Genomic DNA, 20,538 nt, shown 5'->3' with positions numbered 1-20,538 from the left:
CCAGAAGAGGAGAAACTCCCATGACCAGCTCCCCCACCGCAGCCCTCTCCGAGGCCGGCGTCAGCATCTGGCTCGACGACCTCTCGCGTGAACGCATCGCCTCGGGCGACCTCGCCCGACTCATCGCCGAGCGCAAGGTCGTCGGCGTGACCACCAACCCGACGATCTTCGCCGGCGCACTCGCCAAGGGCGAGCGCTACGCCGACCAGGTGCAGACGCTCGCCGCGGCCGGCGCCGACGTCGACACCGCCGTCTTCGAGATCACCACCGACGACGTGCGCGACGCCTCCGACGTCTTCCGCCCGGTCTACGACGCGTCGAACGGCTTCGACGGGCGGGTCTCGATCGAGGTCGCTCCCGGCCTCGCCCGCGACACCGCGGGAACCATTGCCGAGGCGAAGTCGCTCTGGGCGAAGGTCGACCGCCCGAACGCCATGATCAAGATCCCGGCGACCGTCGAAGGCCTCGGCGCGATCACCGAGACCATCGGCTCGGGCATCAGCGTGAACGTCACCCTGATCTTCAGCCTCGATCGCTACCGCCAGGTCATCGAGGCCTACCTCGCCGGCCTCGAGCAGGCGAAGGCCGCCGGACACGACCTCTCGACCATCCACTCGGTCGCCTCGTTCTTCGTCTCGCGCGTCGACACCGAGATCGACAAGCGACTCGTGGCGATCGGCACAGACGAGGCGCTCGCGCTGCGGAGCAAGGCCGGCATCGCGAACGCACGGCTCGCGTACGAGCTCTTCGAGCAGGAGTTCGGCGGAGAGCGTGCCGCTGCACTCCTCGCGGCAGGGGCCAACCGTCAGCGTCCGCTGTGGGCTTCCACCGGCGTGAAGGACCCGGCGCTGCCCGACACGCTCTACGTGACCGAGCTCGTCGCACCCGGCGTAGTGAACACCATGCCCGAGAAGACGCTCGAGGCGACGTTCGACCACGGCGAGATCACCGGCGACACCGTCACCGGCGCATACGCCGACGCCGGTGCCGTGCTCGATGCGCTCGCGCGCGTCGGCGTCGACTACGACGACGTGACCCTCGTGCTCGAGAACGAGGGCGTCGACAAGTTCATCGTCTCCTGGAACGAACTGCTCGACACGATTCGCGGCGCCCTGGAGTCGGCTCGATGAGCTTCCGCATCTCGGTGAGCGGCGCGGCGGCCGATGCCGTGCGCCGCACCGTGCCCACGCTCGTCGCCGACCTGGTCGCGAGCGGCATCACGGGTCAGGACGCCGCGCTCTGGGGGCCCGAGGCCGAGGCGGAATCCGCCAAGCGTCTCGGCTGGACCGAGGCGGTCGCGATCTCGCGCCCCCTCGTGCCCGAGATCGAGGCGCTCCGCGCTGAGCTCGACGCCGCTGGCGTCGACCACATCGTGCTCGCGGGCATGGGCGGTTCGTCGCTCGCTCCCGAGGTCATCACGCGCACCACCAACGTGCAGCTCACGGTGCTCGACTCGACGGAGCCCGGCCAGGTCCGTGCCGCCCTCGCCGATCGGCTCGCGACCTCGGCGCTCGTCGTCTCGTCGAAGTCCGGTTCGACCGTCGAGACCGACAGCCAGCGCCGCGTCTACGAGGGCGCCTTCCGTGATGCCGGCATCGACCCGACCACGCGCATCATCGTGGTCACCGACCCGGGCTCGCCGCTCGACGAGTCGGCCCGCGCCGCCGGATACCGCGTCTTCAACGCCGACCCCAACGTCGGTGGTCGCTACTCCGCCCTGACCGCGTTCGGCCTCGTGCCCTCGGGGCTGGCCGGCGTCGACATCTCCGAGATCCTCGACGAGGCCGAGACGATCGAGCTCTCGCTCGCGATCGACAGCCCCGAGAACCCCGGACTCGTGCTGGGTGCCGCGATCGCGGCGACCTCGCCTCGGCGCGACAAGCTCGGCATCATCGCCGACGGCACGCACATCGTCGGCTTCGCCGACTGGGCCGAGCAGCTCATCGCCGAATCGACCGGCAAGGCCGGCACCGGCGTGCTGCCCGTCGTGCTCGGCGTCGACGCACCCGAGCTCGGCGAGAACCTCGCCGACCTGCAGATCGTGCGCATCGTCGACGAGGCGGGCGACGAGATCTTCCGCGACGACGACACCGACGAGATCCGCGTCTCGGGCACCCTTGGCGCGCAGTTGCTCGTTTGGGAATATGCGACCGCGGTCGCCGGGCGGCTGCTCGGCATCAACCCGTTCGATCAGCCCGACGTCGAGTCGGCCAAGATCGCGGCTCGCGGCCTGCTCGACGCCCGTCCGGAGCCTGCGCCCGCGGCATTCGTCGAGCAGGGCATCGAGGTGCGAGGCACGCCCGAGGTGATCGGCGCGTCGAGCGATCTCGCGTCCGCCGTCGACGTGCTGCTCGAGGAGCTGCCCGCCGACGGGTACCTCTCGATCCAGGCCTACGTCGACCGCGTCGCGCACCCCGAGCTCGAGCGCCTCCGCGACCTGCTCGCTGTGCGGTCGGGCCGGCCGGTCACTTTCGGCTGGGGCCCGCGGTTCCTGCACTCCACCGGCCAGTACCACAAGGGCGGTCCGGCCGTCGGAGCGTTCCTGCAGATCACGCAGACCCCGGCCGATGACCTCGCGATCCCCGATCGGCCGTTCACCTTCGGTCAGCTCATCGCCGCTCAGGCATCGGGCGATGCGAGCGTGCTGGCCGACCTCGGCCGACCGGTGCTCACCCTCACTCTCACCGACCCAGCAGCCAACACGACGACGCTGTTCGACGTCGTCGGCTGATTTCCGGAGGAACGATGCAACCGGCCGCGATCACCGCGCAGCACAACCCACTCCGATCGCCGAAAGATTATCGCCTGAACCGCATCGCGGGACCGTCGAGCCTCATCATCTTCGGCGTCACGGGCGACCTCTCACGCAAGAAGCTCATGCCGGCGGTCTACGACCTCGCCAACCGTGGGTTGCTGCCTCCCGGGTTCGCGCTCGTCGGCTTCGCACGCCGCGATTGGGCCGATCAGGACTTCGAGAAGGTCGTGCACGACTCGGTGAAGCAGTACTCCAGAACCGAGTTCCGTGAAGACGTGTGGAAGCAGCTCGCACGCGGCATCCGCTTCGTGCAGGGCGACTTCGACGACGACGCGGCATTCGACCGGTTGCGTGAGGTCGTGGCCGAGCTCGACGAGAAGCGCGGCACGATGGGAAACCACGCGTTCTACCTGTCGATCCCGCCGAAGTCGTTCCCGCTCGTGACCGAGCAGCTCAAGCGCTCTGGGCTCACCGAGCAGAACGACGGCCAATGGCGCCGCGTGGTGATCGAGAAGCCGTTCGGGTCCGACCTGCAGACGGCCCGCGAACTCAACGACGTCGTCGCCTCGGTGTTCCCACCCGACTCGGTGTTCCGCATCGATCACTACCTCGGCAAAGAGACTGTCCAGAACATCCTGGCGCTCCGGTTCGCGAACCAGCTCTACGAGCCCATCTGGAACGCCAACTACGTCGACCACGTGCAGATCACGATGGCGGAAGACATCGGCGTCGGCGGCCGGGCCGGCTACTACGACGGCATCGGCGCGGCGCGCGACGTCATCCAGAACCACCTGCTGCAACTCCTCGCGCTCACCGCGATGGAGGAGCCGATCTCGTTCGAGGCCGGCGACCTGCGGGCCGAGAAGGAGAAGATCCTCGCGGCCGTTCGGCTGCCCGACGACCTCGCCACCGGCACCGCCCGCGGGCAGTACGCAGGCGGGTGGCAGGGCGGCGAGAAGGTCATCGGCTTCCTCGACGAAGACGGCATGAACCCCGAGTCGACGACCGAGACGTATGCGGCCATGAAGCTCACCATCGGCACGCGCCGCTGGGCGGGCGTGCCGTTCTACCTGCGCGCCGGCAAACGCCTCGGGCGCCGCGTCACCGAGATCGCGGTCGTCTTCAAGCGGGCCCCGCAACAGGTGTTCGCCGACAGCCAGACCTCGCAGCTCGGCCAGAACGCGCTCGTCATCCGGGTGCAGCCCGACGAGGGTGTCACGATCCGGTTCGGGTCGAAGGTGCCGGGCGCCGGCATGCAGGTGCGCGATGTCACGATGGACTTCGGCTACGGCCACGCGTTCACCGAGGCGAGCCCGGAGGCCTACGAACGACTCATCCTCGACGTACTGCTCGGCGACCCGCCGCTCTTCCCCCGGCAAGAAGAGGTGGAGCTCTCCTGGAAGATCCTCGACCCGATCGAGGAGTTCTGGGCGACGCAGGGGCAACCCGAGCAGTACCGGCCGGGCACCTGGGGTCCGGCCTCCGCCGATGAACTCCTCGAACGCGACGGACGAAGCTGGAGACGCCCATGATCGTCGATCTGCCCGACACGACGACGAGCCAGGTCTCCAAGACCCTCGTGAAGATCCGCGAAGAGGGCGGCGTCGTGGCCCTCGGCCGCGTGCTCACCCTCGTCATCGCGACCTCCCCCGGTGCCGAGGAAGAGGCGATCGAGGCGGCCAACGACGCCTCTCGCGAGCATCCGATGCGCGTCATCGTCGTCTCGACCGAGCCAGGAACCGAGAACTCCGAGGTCGCGCCGCGGCTCGACGCCGAGATCCGGGTCGGCGGCGACGCCGGTGCGAGCGAGGTCATCGTGCTTCGCGCCTGCGGCGATGCGGCACGCGACGAGGAGAGCCTCGTCATGGCGCTCCTGCTCCCCGACGCACCGGTCGTCACCTGGTGGCCGAGCGCGGCTCCGCCCGTGCCCGGTCGCTCCGCACTCGGCCGCATCGCGCACCGCAGAATCACGGATGCCTCGGCGCAGCCCGACCCGCAACAGGCGCTGCGCGCCCTCGCTTCCAACTACACGCCCGGCGACGCGGACTTCGCCTGGACCCGCCTGACCCTGTGGCGGGCGCAGCTCGCCGCAGTGCTCGACCAGCCGCCCTACGAGCCGGTCACCGCGGTGGAGGTCACCGGCGCGATCGACTCGCCGTCGACGACGCTTCTCGCCGCCTGGCTCCGTCTCGAACTCAACGCCCCGACCGAATACGAGCTCACGGGCCCCGACGCGGCATCCCACGGCATTCACGGCGTCAGACTGTCGCGTGATGGCGGCGCGATCGAGTTGATCCGCGACGTACCGGGCATCGCGACCCTGCGCCAACCAGGACAGCCGCTGCACGACCTTGCGCTGCCCCGGCGAAACCTCCGCGACTGCCTCGCCGACGAACTGCGACGGCTCGACCCCGATGAGTTGTACGGTGAAGTGATCACCAAGGGGCTCGAGCTCCTCGGCGCCGTCGACGATGGAGGCACGGCATGACCAACGAACGACGCGTGCTCGTGCACCCCGACAAGGCCTCGCTCGCCGGTTCGGTCGCGGCTCGCTTCGTCACGAAGCTCCTCGACATCCTCGACTCCCAGGCCGTTGCGCACGTCGTGCTCACCGGTGGATCAATGGGCGCTGCCGTGCTCGCAGCGGTCGGGGCCTCACCGGCTCACACCTCGATCGACTGGTCGCGGGTGCATTTCTGGTGGGGCGATGAGCGATGGCTGCCTGCCGGCGACGCCGAGCGCAACGACGAGCAGGCTCGCGCCGCCTTCCTCGAAGACCTCGACCTGCCCTCCGAGAATGTGCACCCGTTCCCCTCCGTGGACTCCGGTCTCGACCTCGACGCGGCCGCTGAGGCATACGCTGCCGAGCTCGCGTCGCACGGCGTCGATGGCCTGCCGCATCCGATCTTCGACATCACCTTCCTGGGTGTCGGGCCCGACGGCCATGTCGCGTCGCTGTTCCCGCACCGCTCGGGCATCCAGGTGACCGACCGCACGGTGATCCCCGTGCGCAACTCACCGAAGCCGCCACCCGAGCGGTTGAGCCTCACCCGGCCCGTGATCAACGCCTCGCAGCGCATCTGGCTCGTGCTCGCCGGAGCAGACAAGGCGTCGGCGCTCGGGCTCGCGCTCGCGGGGGCGAGCCGCGACGAGGTGCCCGTTGCCGGCATCAAGGGTCGACGCCGCACGGTCTTCTTCATCGATGCCGACGCAGCATCCGAGGTGCCCGAGGCGCTCATCGCACGCGAGTACTGAACTGGCGCCGTCCTTCCAGCCGTCGCCGGAATCGGTGGGCGCCTGAATCAGCTCGATCGGGACACGAACGCGAGAAGGGGTCGGCCTGGTGGCCGACCCCTTCTCGCGTTCCGCGTGTGTGCGGGTCAGGCCTTGGGCGCCTGACCGCGACGGGTGCGAAGCTGCGTCAGCGCGTCGTCGAGCAGCGCAGCGGCCTCTTCGTCGGTGCGGCGCTCTTTCACGTACGCGAGGTGCGTCTTGTAGGGCTCGAGCTTGGAGACCGACGGCGGGTTCTCGCGATCGCGGCCTGCGGGCAGACCGCTCGACGGGCTGTCGATCGTCTCGGGGATCTCTTCATCGGGCAGCGTCGCCGAGAAGTACCGCACGGTCTCGGTGCCGTGCGCGTCCCAGTAGCTGATCGCGACGCGGTCTGCGTGGAAGCCGCGGTCTTGCTCGCCCATGGGGCCGGCTCCGACTCGTGAACCACGGATGGCGCTGTTTCCTGATGCCATGATGAGCCCTTCGTCAGATTCCGGCGTCGAACTTCGTGATGAGTCCCAGCACGACGATGCAGGTGACCCACACGAGTCCGAGGATCACCGTGATGCGGTTCAGGTTGCGCTCGGCGACGCCGGATGCGCCGAGGCTCGACGTGACACCGCCACCGAACATGTCGGACAGACCGCCGCCGCGACCCTTGTGCAGCAGGATGAGCAACGTCAGCAGCAGGCTCGTGAGACCAAGCAGCACCTGCATGACGACCTGGAGAATCTCCACGGGTGAACCTTTCCGGGCACGACAGATGGGTCGGTGCCGACAATCGAGTATAGCCGGAAGCGCCGCGGTGCCCGGGAGCGCATCGCGCTTCCGGGCACCGGTGACGCGATGCTTCAGGCGCCGACGTGCTTCTTGAACCGAACGATGCTCGAGAACTCGTCGATGTCGAGGCTCGCCCCGCCGACGAGCGCGCCGTCGACGTTCGGCTCGCGCAGGAACGAGGCGATGTTCGCCGCCTTCACCGAACCGCCGTATAGCACGCGGGTCGCCTGGGCGACCTCTTCGCCCACAAGTTCGACGAGCAGGGCGCGCAGCGCCGCAGCGACTTGTTCGGCCTGCGCCGGCGTGGCAGCCTGGCCGGAGCCGATCGCCCAGACGGGCTCGTAGGCGACGACAAGCCCCTTGGACCCGTCGATGCCCTCGAGTGCCGCGCGGAGCTGCGCGACGGGTACCGCGCTCGGGCCGTGCTGCTCGAGGTCTGCGGCGGTCTCGCCCACGCAGACGACCGGCACGAGACCGTGACGGTGCGCGGCGGCGATCTTCGCGTTGACCTCGGCGTCGGACTCGGCGTGCAGCGTGCGCCGCTCGGAGTGGCCGATGATCACGTAGCGGCAGTCGAGCTGCGCGAGGAACGCACCCGAGATCTCACCGGTGTAGGCACCGGAGTCGTGTGCCGAGACATCCTGAGCCCCGTAGCCGATCGGCAGGGAGTCGGCCGCGACGAGCGTCTGCACCGAACGCAGGTCGGTGAACGGCGGGAACACCGCGACCTCCGCGTCGGCGAAGTCGTGCTTCGCATCGGCGAGAGCCCACGCGAGCTTCTGCACGAAGGCGATCGCCTGCAGGTGATCGAGGTTCATCTTCCAGTTGCCTGCGATGAACGGGGTGCGCTTCACTGCCATCCGAGGACCTCCAGTCCGGGGAGCTTCTTGCCTTCGAGGAACTCGAGGCTTGCGCCGCCCCCCGTGGAGATGTGACCGAACTGGTCGTCATCGAAGCCGAGTTGACGAACGGCGGCTGCCGAATCGCCGCCGCCGACGACGCTGAGGCCGTCGACCTGCGTTAGCGCCTCGGCGACCACGCGCGTTCCCGCAGCGAACGGGGCGAGTTCGAACACGCCCATCGGACCGTTCCAGAACACCGTCTTCGACGCGCGGATGCGGTCGGCGAACGCCGCAGCCGTGTCGGGGCCGATGTCGAGGCCGAGGCCGGATGCCGCGAACGGCGTCTGCTCGATCGAGTCGGCAGTCGTCACCACGTGCTCGGCGTCAGCCGAGAACGATGCCGCGACCACGACGTCGGTCGGAAGCACGATGTCGACGCCGCGCTCGGTCGCTTCGGCCAGGTACCCGCGCACCGTCTCGATCTGGTCGGCCTCGAGCAGGCTCGATCCGACCTTGTGCCCCTGGGCGGCGAGGAAGGTGAAGAGCATGCCGCCGCCGATCAGCAGCGCGTCGACGCGAGGGAGCAGGTGTGCGATGACACCGAGCTTGTCGGAGACCTTCGAGCCGCCGAGCACCACCGTGTACGGGCGCTCGGGCGTCTCGGTGAGACGGTCGAGCACGTCGAGCTCGGCCGCGATCAGCAGGCCGGCGGCGCTCGGACGCAGCTGCTCGAGCTCGAAGACGCTCGCCTGCTTGCGGTGCACGACGCCGAAGCCATCGGAGACCACTGCATCGGCGAACTCGGCGAGGGCGCCGGCGAACGCCGAACGCTCGGCCTCGTTCTTCGAGGTCTCCCCCGCATTGAACCGCAGGTTCTCGAGCACGAGCACTTCGCCGTCGCCGAGCCCGGCGACCTTCGCCGAGGCATCCGCACCGACGGTGTCACTCGCGAAGGCGACCGGCGCCTCGAGCAGCTCGTCGAGGCGCGCAGCGACCGGCGCGAGGCTGTACTGCGCGTCGGGTGCGCCATCGGGTCGCCCGAGATGGGAGACCACGATGACGCGGGCCCCTTGCGCGACAAGCGCCGCAAGGGTGGGGACCGATGCCCGCACGCGGCCGTCGTCCGTGATGGCCCCGTCCCGCAGGGGGACGTTCAGGTCACAACGGACGACGACGCGCTTGCCGGCGAGCGGACCGAGGGAATCGATCGTTCGCAGGGTCACAGAGGCTCGATTCAGAGACGATCGGCGACGTAGACGGTGAGGTCGACGAGGCGGTTGGAGTAACCCCACTCGTTGTCGTACCAGCTCGAGAGCTTCACCTGGTCGCCGAGCACGCGGAGGAGGCCCGCGTCGAAGATCGAGGAGTGCGCGTCGCCGACGATGTCGCTCGAGACGATCTCGTCTTCGGTGTACTTGAGGATGCCCTTCATGGGGCCCTCTGCAGCGGCCTTGTAGGCGGCCTTGACCTCGTCGACCGTGACCGGACGCGAGGAGGTGACCGTGAGGTCGGTGATCGAGCCGGTGGGCACGGGCACGCGCAGAGCGAAGCCGTCGAGCTTGCCGACGAGCTCGGGCAGCACGAGGCCGATGGCCTTCGCCGCGCCCGTCGAGGTGGGAACGATGTTGACGGCTGCGGCACGCGCACGGCGCAGGTCCTTGTGGGGACCGTCCTGCAGGTTCTGGTCGGCCGTGTACGCGTGCACGGTCGTCATGAGGCCGCGCTCGATGCCGAACGCATCGTTGAAGACCTTCGCGAGCGGTGCGAGGCAGTTCGTCGTGCAGGAGGCGTTCGAGATGATGTGGTGACGCTCGGGGTCGTACTCGTGCTCGTTGACGCCGATGACGAACGTCGCGTCTTCGTCGGTCGCGGGCGCCGAGATCAGCACCTTCTTCGCGCCGGCCTCGATGTGCTTGCGCGCATCGCCGGCCTTGGTGAAGAAGCCGGTCGACTCGATGACGATGTCGACGCCGAGCTCGCCCCAGGGCAGGTTCGCGGGGTCGCGCTCGGAGAAGGCCTTGATGGCCGTGCCGTTGACGATGATGTTGTCGTCGTCGTAGTCGACCGTGGCGTCGAGGCGGCCCGCGATGGAGTCGTACTTCAGGAGGTGAGCGAGCGTCTTGTTGTCGGTGAGGTCGTTCACGGCGACGATCTCGAGGTCGGCGCCCTGGGCGAGGGCGGCGCGGAAGTAGTTGCGGCCGATACGGCCGAAGCCGTTGATGCCGATCTTTACAGACACAGATGTCTCCTGATTGATGATGGCGCGAGCGCGCACTTTCACGGGGTGAACTGGTCGGACGGCGGTGTCCCCGGACGGGTCCGGGGACACCATCCGTTTACGACAGTAGCAGCAGCCCTGAGGTCTTCTCACCAGCGGTCTGGAACCGCTTCTGGACGTTCTCCCAGTTCGTGATCGTCCAGAACGCCTTGACGTAGTCGGCACGCACGTTCTTGTAGTCGAGGTAGTACGCGTGCTCCCAGACATCGAGCATGAGCAGCGGCACGATGCCAGCAGGCAGGTTGCCCTGCTGGTCGAAGAATTGCACGATGATCAGGCGTTCTCCGATCGAATCCCACGCGAGCACCGCCCAGCCCGAGCCCTGGACGCCGAGCGCGGTGGCCGTGAAGTGCGCCTGGAACTTGTCGAAGGATCCGAAGTGGTCGTCGATCGCCGCGGCGAGCTCACCGGTCGGCTTGTCGCCGCCGTCGGGCGAGAGGTTCGTCCAGAAGACGGAGTGATTGACGTGGCCGCCGAGGTTGAAGGCGAGGTCCTTCTCGAGCTTGTTGACGTTCGCGAGGTTTCCCGAGTCACGGGCCTCGGCGAGCTGGGCGAGCGCGGTGTTCGCACCCGTCACGTACGCCTGGTGGTGCTTCGAGTGATGCAGCTCCATGATCGTGCCGCTGATCGCCGGCTCGAGCGCCGAGTAGTCGTAGGGCAGATCGGGGAGGGTGTAGTCGGCCATTGCTTCTCCTTGTCAGATGCGCCGGGTCGACCGGGCGTATCCCCGGGGTTCCGCGGCTGCCATCCGAGTCTATGCCCGGTACCGCGGGGCCAGGCGAGCCCGGAGCGGGGTTGACGCCGTATGACGGATGTCGCACGATGGCCTGCCCGCCTCACAGATGCGACACGCAGGCGCACGTGGGCGTGCGTCGGCGCCGCATGCCGACGAGGCATCCGAAACGCGGCGGAGGAGCCGAGACGCGGCTCAGACCTCGTCGAGGTCGGCCGGCAGGCTCGCCTCGGTTCCCGGAACACCGAGGTCGGCTGCACGCTTGTCTGCCATGGCGAGCAGGCGACGGATGCGGCCTGCCACGGCATCTTTCGTCATGGGCGGGTCGGCGTAGTGCCCGAGCTCGTCGAGACTCGCCTCACGGTGCGACAGCCGCAGCTCGCCGGCGTACTTGAGGTGGTCGGGGATGCCCTCGCCGAGAAGCTCCATGGCCCGCTCGACCCTGGCGCAGGCGGCGACGGCGGCCTGCGCCGAGCGGCGCAGGTTGGCGTCGTCGAAGTTCACGAGCCGGTTGGCGGTCGCCCGAACCTCGCGGCGCTGGCGCAGCTCCTCCCAGTTGCGAACCGTCTCGGTGGCACCCATCACGGCGAGCATGGCGCTGATGGCCTCGCCGTCGCGGATGACGACGCGGTGCACACCGCGCACCTCTCGCGCCTTGGCCGAGATGCCGAGCCTGCCTGCGGCACCCACGAGCGCCATGGCGGTCTCGTTTCCGGGGCAGGTGACCTCGAGTGCCGCTGACCGACCGGGGTCGGTCAGGCTGCCCTTGGCGAGGAACGCGCCACGCCAGATCGCAGCGACCTCGTCGCGGGAACCGGTGGTCAGCTTGTTCGGCAGACCACGCACCGGGCGGCGTCTGGCATCGAGCAGGCCGGTCTGGCGAGCGAGGGTCTCTCCGCCGTCGAGCACTCGCACGAGGTACTGGTTCGTGCGTCGCATGCCCGTCGGCGAGATGACGGACACATCGGGCCGAACGCCGTAGATCTCGCCGAGATCGCGGGTGACGCGCCGTGCGAGCGTCGGCGAGTCGAGCTCTGCCTCGATCGCGATGCGGTTCGAGATGATGTGCAGTCCCCCGGCGAAACGCAGGATGGATGCCAGCTCTGCGACCCGGACCCCCGTCTTCGACACCTCGACGCGCGCCAGCTCTTCTTTCACGTCAGCGGTCAACGCCACCTGGTCGTCCCATCTCTCATCATGTCGCTCCGGCCGCTCATCATTCGCGGCCGAGATCCCGGTCTTTCACGCTCACGACGACGCCGGGCATCGCCGCGATGCGGGTGCTCAGCTCACGAATCAACGCGACCGAGCGGTGCTTTCCGCCGGTGCAACCGATCGCGATCGTCGCGTGCCGCTTGTTCTCGCGCTGGTAGCCGGCGAGCACCGGCTCGAGCGCCTTCGCATACGCGTCGAGGAACTCGGTCGCACCCGGCTGGCTCAGCACGTATTCCGACACGGCGGCATCATTGCCCGTGAGGTGCCGGAGCTCGGGGATCCAGAACGGGTTCGGCAGGAACCTCGCGTCGGCGACGAGGTCGGCGTCGGAGGGCACGCCGTACTTGAATCCGAAGCTCTGCATCGTGACGCGAAGGCCGGCGTGGCCGGCCTCGGCGAACGTCTCGGTGACGAGCGTCGCGAGTTGATGGATGTTCAGGTCGGAGGTGTCGACGACGATGTCGCTCGACTCGCGGAGCTCGGCGAGGCGAGCACGCTCGGCACCGATGCCGTCGAGGAGCGTGCCGTTGCCCTGCAGCGGATGCGGGCGCCGCACGGACTCGAAGCGTCGTACGAGCACGGAGTCGGTGGCGTCGAGGAACACGACGCGAACGTTGACACCGGCGCGCAGCGCCTGGATGATCTCGCGCAGCTCTGAGAAGAAGTCGCGGCCGCGGATGTCGACGATCGCGGCGATGCGCGGCAGCGACGTGCCGGCCCGTTCGACGAGCTCCACGAGCGGGCGCAGCATCTGCGGCGGCAGGTTGTCGACGACGTACCAGCCGAGGTCTTCGAGTGCGTTGCCGACGGTCGAACGGCCTGCACCGGACATTCCCGTGACGATCAGCATCTCCTGCTGCTCGGAATCAGCGGTCATCGTGTCGGGGCCCCCTTCCGCGTGTCGACACTCCAGCCTACCGGGGCGCGGGGGCGCCGTCGGCGTGCAGGGCGCCGTGAACGGTCGCCGCGAGCGAGGGCCCGATGCCCTTCACCTCGGCGATCGAGGTCTCGGATGCCGCCCGCAGTTGCTTGACCGAACCGAAATGCCGCAGCAGTTCCTTGACCCGCGACGGGCCGAGACCCGGTATCTCGGAGAGCACACTGCTGATATCTCGCTTGCGACGCTGCCGCTGATGCGTGATCGCGAACCGGTGAGCTTCATCGCGCACGCGCTGGAAGAGGAAGAGCGCGTCGCTGTTGCGAGGAAGGATCACCGGGAAGTCGCCGTCTGGGGTCCAGATCTCTTCGAGTCGCTTGGCGATGCCGCAGAGGAAGATGCCCTCGACACCGGATTCTTCGAGGGCGCGGGCCGCTGCCGCGACCTGCGGTTGGCCGCCGTCGACAACCAGCAGGTTCGGGCGATACGCGAACTTCTTGCGTCGCTCGGATGCCGCAGCATCCGGCTCGCCGTGTGCCGTCGTCTCGGCGGCTGCCGCTGCGACGGTCGATTCCTCGCCGGGCGCGACCGCGTCGGGCTCGATGGGCGAGCCCGTGGCGTCGGGCGTCTTCAGGTAGGCGAGGCGCCGGGTCAGCACCTGATGGATCGAGTCGGTGTCATCGGTGGAATTCGGGATCGTGAACCGGCGGTACTCGTCTTTGCGGGGCAGGCCGTCTTCGAAGACCACCATCGACGCGACGATATTGGTGCCGCTGAGGTGCGAGACGTCGTAGCACTCGATGCGCAAGGGGGCGTCGGCCATGCCGAGTGCCTCTTGGATGTCTTCGAGGGCTCGCGAACGCGTGGTGAAATCGGCGCTGCGGCGCGTCTTGTAGAGCATCAGCGTCTGCTTCGCGTTCTGCGTGGCCGTCGCGAGCAGCGCAGCCTTGTCGCCGCGTTGCGCGGCCCGGAGGCGCACCTTGCGCCCGGCGATCGCCCCGAGCCAGGTCTCGACCGCCTCTGCGTCTTCGGGCAGTTCGGGTACGACGACCTCGGCGGGCGGCACGATGCCGTCTCCGTAGGCGTTCTGCACGACCGAGTCGACGAGCTCGCCGAGCGGCACGTCGAGTTCTTTGTCGACGGTCCACGAACGAACACCGCGAATGCGGCCTCCACGCACGATGAAGAGCTGCACCGCTGCGGCGAGTTCATCGTGATCGATGCCGAAGACGTCGATGTCGACGTTCTCGGCGAGCACCACCGCGCTCTTCTCGAAGAACGACGTCGCCGCCTGCAGGCGATCGCGCAGTCGCGCTGCGGACTCATAGTCTTGCACCGCCGCGGCTGCGCGCATGCGTTGCGTGAGTTCGCCGATGATGCGTCGGTCTTGGTTCTGCATGAACGAGACGAACCGGTCGACGTTCTCGCGGTGCTCCTCGACGGTCACGAGGCCGGAGCACGGCCCGAAGCATCGCCCGATCTGCCCGGCGAAGCACGGCTTGCCGCTCGCGATGGCACGGCGGTAGTCGGAGTCTTTGCACGTGCGGATCGGGAACAGCTTGAGCAGGATCTCGAGCGTCTCGTTGACCGCCCAGACCTTCGGGTACGGCCCGAAGTACCGTGCACCCCGGATATTGCGATTGCGGGTGACCACCGCACGCGGCGCCTCGTCGGCCAGCGTCACGGCGAGGTAGGGATAGGACTTGTCGTCTTTGAACTGCACGTTGAACGGCGGGTCGAACTCGTTGATCAACGTGAATTCGAGCTGCAGCGCCTCGACCTCGTTCGCCACGACGGTCCACTCGACCGAGGCGGCCGTTGTGACCATGCGCCGGGTGCGCTCGTGCAGCGTGCGGAGCGGTGCGAAGTAGTTCGAGAGCCGCGCACGCAGGTTCTTCGCCTTGCCGACGTAGAGCACGCGCCGTTCAGCGTCTCGGAAGCGATAGACACCCGGAGTGGTGGGGATCTCGCCCTTCTTCGGGCGATACGGAACGCTCTCGGCGCTCGACGGTACTGTGCTCATCTCCTCAGCTGGCGACCGCTGATCGCGCCGATGACGCGTCGAGAATCTCGCGCAAGAAGTACCCGGTATGGCTCTCGGGCGAGGCCGCGACGTGCTCGGGCGTTCCCACTGCCACGATCTGCCCGCCGCCGGAGCCCCCCTCGGGGCCGAGGTCGATGATCCAGTCGGCCGATTTGATGACGTCGAGGCTGTGTTCGATGACGATGACGGTGTTGCCCTTGTCGACGAGCTTGCCGAGCACCTTGAGGAGCTTCTGCACGTCTTCGAAGTGCAGACCGGTCGTCGGCTCGTCGAGCACGTAGACGCTGCGCCCGTTGGAACGACGCTGCAGTTCGGTCGCCAGCTTGACGCGCTGCGCCTCGCCGCCCGAGAGCGTCGTGGCGCTCTGGCCGAGCTGCACGTAGCCGAGTCCGACGTCGACGAGCGTCTTCAGGTAGCGGTGGATCGCCGAGATCGGTTCGAAGAAGTCGGCGGCCTCGCTGATCGGCATCTCGAGCACTTCGGCGATGTTCTTGCCCTTGTAGTGCACTTGCAGCGTCTCGCGGTTGTACCGCTTGCCGCCGCAGACCTCGCACGCGACGTAGACATCGGGCAGGAAGTTCATCTCGATCTTGATCGTGCCGTCGCCCGAGCACGCCTCGCAGCGCCCGCCCTTGACGTTGAAGCTGAACCGGCCGGGCAGGTAGCCGCGGGCTTTGGACTCGTTCGTCTCGGAGAAGAGCGTGCGGATGCGATCGAAGACTCCGGTGTAGGTCGCCGGGTTCGATCGCGGCGTGCGACCGATCGGCGCCTGGTCGACGTGTACGACCTTGTCGAGCTGGTCGAGCCCGGTGACGCGACGATGCTTGCCGGGAACCTTACGGGCGCCGTTCAGACGATTGGCGAGCACGCGGTAGAGGATGTCGTTGACGAGGGAGGACTTGCCGGAACCGCTCACCCCGGTGACCGCAGTGAGCACGCCGAGCGGGAACTCGACGTCGACACCACGAAGATTGTTGGCCTCTGCGCCCTGCACGCCGATCATGCGCTCGGCGTCGATCGCTCGACGCTGTTCGGGAACGGCGATCTCTTTGCGCCCCGAGAGATAGTCGCCGGTCAGGGATCGGGTGTTCTTCACGAGATCGTCGTAGCTGCCGGAGTGCACGACCGTGCCGCCGTTCACGCCCGCACCGGGCCCGATGTCGACGATCCAGTCGGCCGTGCGGATCGTGTCTTCATCGTGCTCGACGACGATCAACGTGTTGCCGAGGTCGCGCAGCGCGATGAGCGTGTCGATGAGTCGTCGGTTGTCGCGTTGGTGCAGGCCGATGCTCGGCTCGTCGAGCACGTAGAGCACGCCCGTGAGGCCGGAGCCGATCTGCGTCGCGAGGCGGATGCGCTGCGCCTCACCGCCTGACAGCGTGGCCGCCGCCCGCGAGAGGTCGAGGTAGCTGAGCCCGACCCTGATGAGGAAGTCGAGGCGGAGCTTGATCTCTCGCAGCACTTGCGCCGCGATCGCCTGCTCGCGATCGGTGAGCTCGAGACGGTCCATGAACGAGCGCGCGTCGGTGAGGCTGAGCAACCCGACGTCGGCGATGCTCGCATCGTGGATGAGCACCGAGAGCACTTCGGGCTTGAGCCGCTTGCCGTCGCAGACGGGGCAGGGCACCTCGCGCAGGTACTCGGCCCAGCGCGCGCGCTGCACGTCGGTCTCGGCCTGCAGGTACTGCCGTTCGATGTAGGGCACCACGCCCTCGAACCCCGAGGTGTAGCTCATCTCGCGGCCGTAGCGGTTGCGCCACTTCACCTTGACCTCGAAGTTGTCGCCGCGCAGCACCGCTTGGCGGGCGACCTCGTCGAGCTCCTCCCATGGCGTGTCGAGCGAGAAGTCGAGGTCGCGCGCGAGGCCGCCGAGCAGCTTCTCGTAGTAGTTGTAGAGGCTCTTGCCCTGCGAGGTCCACGGCAGGATGACGCCTTCGGTGATGCTCAGGCTCTGGTCGCCGAGCAGGAGCGCATCGTCGACCGACATGCGGGTGCCGAGGCCCGAACACTCGGGGCAGGCGCCGAACGGCGCGTTGAACGAGAAGGTGCGTGGCTCGATCTCGGTGAGCTGGATCGGGTGCTGGTTGGGGCACGAGAGTTTCTCGGAGAACGTCGCCCACGCTGCCGGGCCGGTCTCGTCGACGTAGTTGACCTGCACGAGGCCATCGGTGAGGCGCAGCGCTGTCTCGAGCGAGTCGGTCAGCCGGCCGAGCAGCTCGGGGCCGGCGACGAGCCGGTCGATCACCACCGAGATGTCGTGCTTGACCTGCTTCTTGAGCAGCGGCGGCTCGTCGAGCCGGATGACGTCGCCGTCGACGACGGCGCGCGAGTAGCCCTGCGCGGCGAGATCGCGGAAGAGGTCGACGAACTCGCCCTTCTTCTTGGAGATGACCGGGCTCACCACCTGGTAGCGAGTGCCCTCTGTCAGCTCCATGAGCTGGTCGGCGATCTGCTGCACGGTCTGACGCTGGATGCGCTCACCGCAGACCGGACAGTGCGGCACGCCGATGCGCGCCCAGAGAAGGCGCATGTAGTCGTAGATCTCGGTGATCGTGCCGACCGTGGAGCGCGGGTTGCGGTTGGTCGACTTCTGGTCGATCGAGACCGCCGGGCTGAGTCCCTCGATGAAGTCGACGTCGGGCCGGTCGACCTGGCCCAGGAACTGGCGCGCGTAGGCCGAGAGCGACTCGACGTACCGTCGCTGGCCTTCGGCGAAGATCGTGTCGAAGGCGAGCGAGGACTTGCCCGAGCCCGAGAGACCGGTGAAGACCACCATCGCGTCGCGTGGGATCTCGACGTCGACGTTCTGCAGGTTGTGCACGCGGGCACCGCGAACACTCAGGTGCGAATGGGCATCGAGACGTGAAACTGGCACCCTTCGAGTTTAGAGAGCACCACCGACATGCATGCCTCGAGGGCACATGCTCTGAGCGAACATATGTTCGAATCCCTGCTCAGCGCGCGCTCGCGATGGCGTCTCTCTCAGCCGAGGTGGCCGGCTTTCTCCATCTGGCGCAGCTCGCGCTTCAGGTCGGACACCTCGTCGCGCAGGCGCGCGGCGAGCTCGAACTTCAGCTCCCCCGCTGCCACCAGCATCTGGTCATTGAGGTCGCGGATGAGGTCTTCGAGATCGTTCGCGCCGGCCGCCGCGATGCCCTCGCGGCGGAGGTTCGGCACCGGCGCCTTCCGCTTGGCATCACGGCCGGCCAGCAGGGCGGCGGTGTCTGCCTCTTCGCGCGCGAGCACGTCGGTGATGTCGGCGATGCGCTTGCGGAGCGGCTGCGGATCGATGCCATTGACCCGGTTGTACTCGATCTGACGGTCTCGACGGCGCGTCGTCTCATCGATCGCCGACTTCATCGAATCGGTCAGCACGTCGGCGTACATGTGCACCTCACCCGAGACGTTTCGAGCGGCGCGGCCGATGGTCTGGATGAGCGAGGTCGACGAGCGGAGGAAGCCCTCTTTGTCGGCGTCGAGGATCGCGACGAGCGACACTTCGGGCAGGTCGAGCCCCTCGCGAAGGAGGTTGATGCCGACGAGCACGTCGTAGACGCCCGCCCTCAGCTCGGTGAGGAGCTCGACCCGACGGAGCGTGTCGACGTCGGAGTGGAGGTACCGCACCCGAACTCCGGCCTCGGTGAGGAAGTCGGTGAGCTCTTCGGCCATCTTCTTGGTGAGCGTCGTGACGAGCACGCGCTCATCGCGCTGCGCACGAGCGCGGATCTCTTCGAGCAGGTCGTCGATCTGCCCTTTGGACGGCTTCACCACGATCTGCGGGTCGACGAGGCCTGTGGGGCGGATGATCTGCTCGACGATGCCGTCGGCGATGCCCATCTCGTAGCGGCCGGGCGTGGCCGAGAGGTAGACGGTCTGGCCGACGCGCTCTTTGAACTCGTTCCACTTCAGTGGCCGGTTGTCGAGCGCGCTCGGGAGGCGGAAGCCGTGCTCGACGAGCGTGCGCTTGCGCGCCGAGTCGCCCTCGTACATCGCGCCGATCTGCGGCACGGTGACGTGCGACTCGTCGATGACCACGAGGAAGTCGTCGGCGAAGTAGTCGAGCAGGCAGTGCGGTGCCTCGCCCGGCTGGCGGCCGTCGATGTGCCGCGAGTAGTTCTCGATGCCCGAGCAGAACCCGATCTGCTCCATCATCTCGAGGTCGAACGTCGTGCGCATGCGCAGCCGCTGCGCCTCGAGCAGCTTGCCCTCGCGTTCGAGTTCGGCGAGACGCTCTTCGAGCTCGATGCGGATCGTGCCGATGGCGCGCTGCATCACGTCGGTGCTCGCCACGTAGTGCGACCCGGGGAAGACGGGCACCGAGTCGAGCTTCGCTACGACCTGGCCGGTGAGCGGATGCAGGCTGTAGAGCGCCTCGATCTCGTCGCCGAACATCTCGATGCGGATCGCGAGCTCTTCGTAGATCGGGATGATCTCGATCGTGTCGCCGCGCACCCTGAAGTTGCCGCGCGAGAAGTCGACGTCGTTGCGCTGGTACTGCATGGAGACGAATTTGCGGATGAGCCAGTCACGGTCGACCTGCTGCCCGACCTGCAGCGGCATCATCGCGCCCAGGTACTCATCTGGCGTACCAAGGCCATAGATGCACGACACCGACGAGACCACCACGACGTCACGGCGGCTGAGCAGTGAGTTCGTGGTCGAGTGTCGCAGCCGCTCGACCTCTGCGTTGACCGAGGAGTCCTTCTCGATGAAGGTGTCGGTCTGCGGCACGTAGGCCTCGGGCTGGTAGTAGTCGTAGTACGAGACGAAGTACTCGATGGCGTTGTTGGGCATGAGCTCGCGGAACTCGGTGGCGAGCTGCGCGGCGAGCGTCTTGTTGTGCGCGAGCACCAGGGTCGGCCGCTGCACCTGCTCGATGAGCCACGCGGTGGTCGCCGACTTGCCGGTGCCCGTCGCACCGAGCAGCACGACATCGGTCTCACCGGCGTTGATGCGGCCGGCGAGTTCGGCGATGGCCGCGGGCTGGTCGCCGCTCGGCGTGTACTCGCTGATGACCTCGAAGGGGCGAACGGAACGGGTGGCCTGCATGCCCTCAGTCTACGAGCGCGCACCGACACTGCGGCCGGGACGGAACGCCCTCACCGCCGAGGCACAGCCCTCACTACGCCCGAGCGCGACCCTCGTCGACGATGCGACGCCACAGCGCGTCGGTCTGGCTCATCGTGTGCGCGAGCGATCCGTCGGTGTCGATCACGACATCGGCGACCGCCAGTCGCGCGGTGTTGTCGACCTGGGCGTCGACCCGCGCCTCGGCCTGGATCGGATCGAGGCCGCGCTCCTCGACGAGGCGCTCGACCTGCGTGCGGCGCGGGGCATTCGTGACGACGATCAGGTCGAAGGGGTGATCGACGGATGCCTCGACGAGCAATGGCACGTCGTAGACAACCACCGCTTCTGGGTCTTCGCGCTCGGCCTTCGCGATGAGCCGGCTCGAGAGCTCGCGAACCGCGGGATGCACGATGGCGTTCAGCTTCGCGAGCGCCTCGGCGTCGCCGAAGACGTGCTCCCCGAGCTTCGCGCGATCAAGGGAGCCGTCTCGACGCAGCACGTCGGCGCCGAACGCCTCGACGATCGCCGCCAGCGCGGGCGTGCCGGGCTCGACGACCTTTCGCGCGAGCTGGTCGGCGTCGATATGCACGGCGCCGTGCTCGTAGAGCCGACGTGCGACGGTGGACTTTCCTGAGGCGATGCCGCCCGTGAGGCCGATCAGATACACGCCA

17 protein-coding genes are annotated in these 20,538 nt (G+C 67.9%); 5 read left to right on the top strand and 12 right to left on the bottom strand.

Annotation, left to right across the window (positions count from 1 at the left end):
* Positions 1–20 precede the first annotated feature (20 nt).
* The 5 genes from tal to pgl are packed head-to-tail and all read left to right on the top strand — an operon-like array spanning position 21 to position 6,010.
* Positions 21–1,130, top strand: a complete 1,110-nt coding sequence (tal, locus tag H521_RS0105520; protein WP_022892031.1) for a transaldolase — start codon at positions 21–23, stop codon at positions 1,128–1,130.
* Positions 1,127–2,731 carry a glucose-6-phosphate isomerase gene (locus tag H521_RS0105515; RefSeq protein ID WP_022892030.1) on the top strand — a complete coding sequence of 535 codons (1,605 nt, stop codon included), beginning with the start codon at positions 1,127–1,129 and terminating at the stop codon, positions 2,729–2,731. Before tal ends, H521_RS0105515 begins: the two co-directional genes overlap by 4 nt.
* 14 nt (positions 2,732–2,745) lie before the next feature.
* Complete coding sequence (gene zwf / locus H521_RS0105510; RefSeq protein WP_022892029.1) at positions 2,746–4,287, top strand: glucose-6-phosphate dehydrogenase; 1,542 nt, start codon at positions 2,746–2,748, stop codon at positions 4,285–4,287.
* Positions 4,284–5,243, top strand: coding sequence for a glucose-6-phosphate dehydrogenase assembly protein OpcA (locus H521_RS0105505; RefSeq protein WP_022892028.1), 960 nt, complete (start codon positions 4,284–4,286; stop codon positions 5,241–5,243). Before zwf ends, H521_RS0105505 begins: the two co-directional genes overlap by 4 nt.
* Positions 5,240–6,010: a 6-phosphogluconolactonase gene (gene pgl / locus H521_RS0105500; protein ID WP_022892027.1), complete on the top strand. Its 771-nt coding sequence runs from the start codon at positions 5,240–5,242 to the stop codon at positions 6,008–6,010. Before H521_RS0105505 ends, pgl begins: the two co-directional genes overlap by 4 nt.
* A 125-nt stretch (positions 6,011–6,135) precedes the next feature.
* Here the strand turns inward: pgl and H521_RS0105495 are convergent, their stop codons facing one another.
* The 12 genes from H521_RS0105495 to coaE form a co-directional block, all read right to left on the bottom strand.
* Positions 6,136–6,501, bottom strand: coding sequence for an RNA polymerase-binding protein RbpA (locus H521_RS0105495; RefSeq protein ID WP_026481938.1), 366 nt, complete (start codon positions 6,499–6,501; stop codon positions 6,136–6,138).
* Between the two features lie 13 nt (positions 6,502–6,514).
* Entirely contained in the window at positions 6,515–6,766 is a 252-nt protein-coding gene (secG, locus tag H521_RS0105490) for a preprotein translocase subunit SecG (protein ID WP_022892025.1), read from the bottom strand.
* Positions 6,767–6,879: 113 nt separating this feature from the next.
* A complete protein-coding gene (gene tpiA / locus H521_RS0105485) occupies positions 6,880–7,668 on the bottom strand; it encodes a triose-phosphate isomerase (protein ID WP_022892024.1) in 789 nt (262 codons plus the stop codon).
* The gene (locus tag H521_RS0105480; protein ID WP_022892023.1) at positions 7,659–8,873 is read right to left on the bottom strand and encodes a phosphoglycerate kinase; all 1,215 of its coding nucleotides are present in this window, start codon (positions 8,871–8,873) and stop codon (positions 7,659–7,661) included. The genes tpiA and H521_RS0105480 overlap by 10 nt, the downstream gene beginning before the upstream one ends.
* A gap of 11 nt (positions 8,874–8,884) precedes the next feature.
* Entirely contained in the window at positions 8,885–9,889 is a 1,005-nt protein-coding gene (gap, locus tag H521_RS0105475; RefSeq protein ID WP_026481937.1) for a type I glyceraldehyde-3-phosphate dehydrogenase, read from the bottom strand.
* Between the two features lie 97 nt (positions 9,890–9,986).
* Entirely contained in the window at positions 9,987–10,613 is a 627-nt protein-coding gene (locus tag H521_RS0105470; RefSeq protein WP_022892021.1) for a superoxide dismutase, read from the bottom strand.
* A 243-nt stretch (positions 10,614–10,856) separates the two neighbouring features.
* Positions 10,857–11,837 carry a DNA-binding protein WhiA gene (gene whiA, locus H521_RS0105465; RefSeq protein WP_022892020.1) on the bottom strand — a complete coding sequence of 327 codons (981 nt, stop codon included), beginning with the start codon at positions 11,835–11,837 and terminating at the stop codon, positions 10,857–10,859.
* Between the two features lie 40 nt (positions 11,838–11,877).
* Positions 11,878–12,753: an RNase adapter RapZ gene (rapZ, locus tag H521_RS0105460; RefSeq protein ID WP_022892019.1), complete on the bottom strand. Its 876-nt coding sequence runs from the start codon at positions 12,751–12,753 to the stop codon at positions 11,878–11,880.
* A gap of 37 nt (positions 12,754–12,790) precedes the next feature.
* Entirely contained in the window at positions 12,791–14,776 is a 1,986-nt protein-coding gene (uvrC, locus tag H521_RS0105455; protein WP_022892018.1) for an excinuclease ABC subunit UvrC, read from the bottom strand.
* Between the two features lie 4 nt (positions 14,777–14,780).
* Positions 14,781–17,672, bottom strand: coding sequence for an excinuclease ABC subunit UvrA (uvrA, locus tag H521_RS0105450; protein ID WP_022892017.1), 2,892 nt, complete (start codon positions 17,670–17,672; stop codon positions 14,781–14,783).
* Between the two features lie 107 nt (positions 17,673–17,779).
* Positions 17,780–19,846, bottom strand: coding sequence for an excinuclease ABC subunit UvrB (gene uvrB, locus H521_RS0105445; RefSeq protein ID WP_022892016.1), 2,067 nt, complete (start codon positions 19,844–19,846; stop codon positions 17,780–17,782).
* 73 nt (positions 19,847–19,919) lie between these two features.
* Positions 19,920–20,534: a dephospho-CoA kinase gene (gene coaE / locus H521_RS0105440; protein ID WP_022892015.1), complete on the bottom strand. Its 615-nt coding sequence runs from the start codon at positions 20,532–20,534 to the stop codon at positions 19,920–19,922.
* Positions 20,535–20,538: the final 4 nt, after the last annotated feature.

Origin of the sequence: Agromyces subbeticus DSM 16689, from assembly GCF_000421565.1 — a bacterium.
GTDB lineage: Bacteria > Actinomycetota > Actinomycetes > Actinomycetales > Microbacteriaceae > Agromyces > Agromyces subbeticus.
This window is presented reverse-complemented; position numbering and strand designations above follow the sequence as displayed.

Coding starts and splice junctions, on each gene's coding strand:
- tal (WP_022892031.1), top strand. CDS start 21: ATGACCAGCTCCCCCACCGCAGCCCTCTCCGAGGCCGGCGTCAGCATC.
- H521_RS0105515 (WP_022892030.1), top strand. CDS start 1,127: ATGAGCTTCCGCATCTCGGTGAGCGGCGCGGCGGCCGATGCCGTGCGC.
- zwf (WP_022892029.1), top strand. CDS start 2,746: ATGCAACCGGCCGCGATCACCGCGCAGCACAACCCACTCCGATCGCCG.
- H521_RS0105505 (WP_022892028.1), top strand. CDS start 4,284: ATGATCGTCGATCTGCCCGACACGACGACGAGCCAGGTCTCCAAGACC.
- pgl (WP_022892027.1), top strand. CDS start 5,240: ATGACCAACGAACGACGCGTGCTCGTGCACCCCGACAAGGCCTCGCTC.
- H521_RS0105495 (WP_026481938.1), bottom strand. CDS start 6,501: ATGGCATCAGGAAACAGCGCCATCCGTGGTTCACGAGTCGGAGCCGGC.
- tpiA (WP_022892024.1), bottom strand. CDS start 7,668: ATGGCAGTGAAGCGCACCCCGTTCATCGCAGGCAACTGGAAGATGAAC.
- H521_RS0105470 (WP_022892021.1), bottom strand. CDS start 10,613: ATGGCCGACTACACCCTCCCCGATCTGCCCTACGACTACTCGGCGCTC.
- rapZ (WP_022892019.1), bottom strand. CDS start 12,753: ATGACCGCTGATTCCGAGCAGCAGGAGATGCTGATCGTCACGGGAATG.
- uvrC (WP_022892018.1), bottom strand. CDS start 14,776: ATGAGCACAGTACCGTCGAGCGCCGAGAGCGTTCCGTATCGCCCGAAG.
- uvrB (WP_022892016.1), bottom strand. CDS start 19,846: ATGCAGGCCACCCGTTCCGTTCGCCCCTTCGAGGTCATCAGCGAGTAC.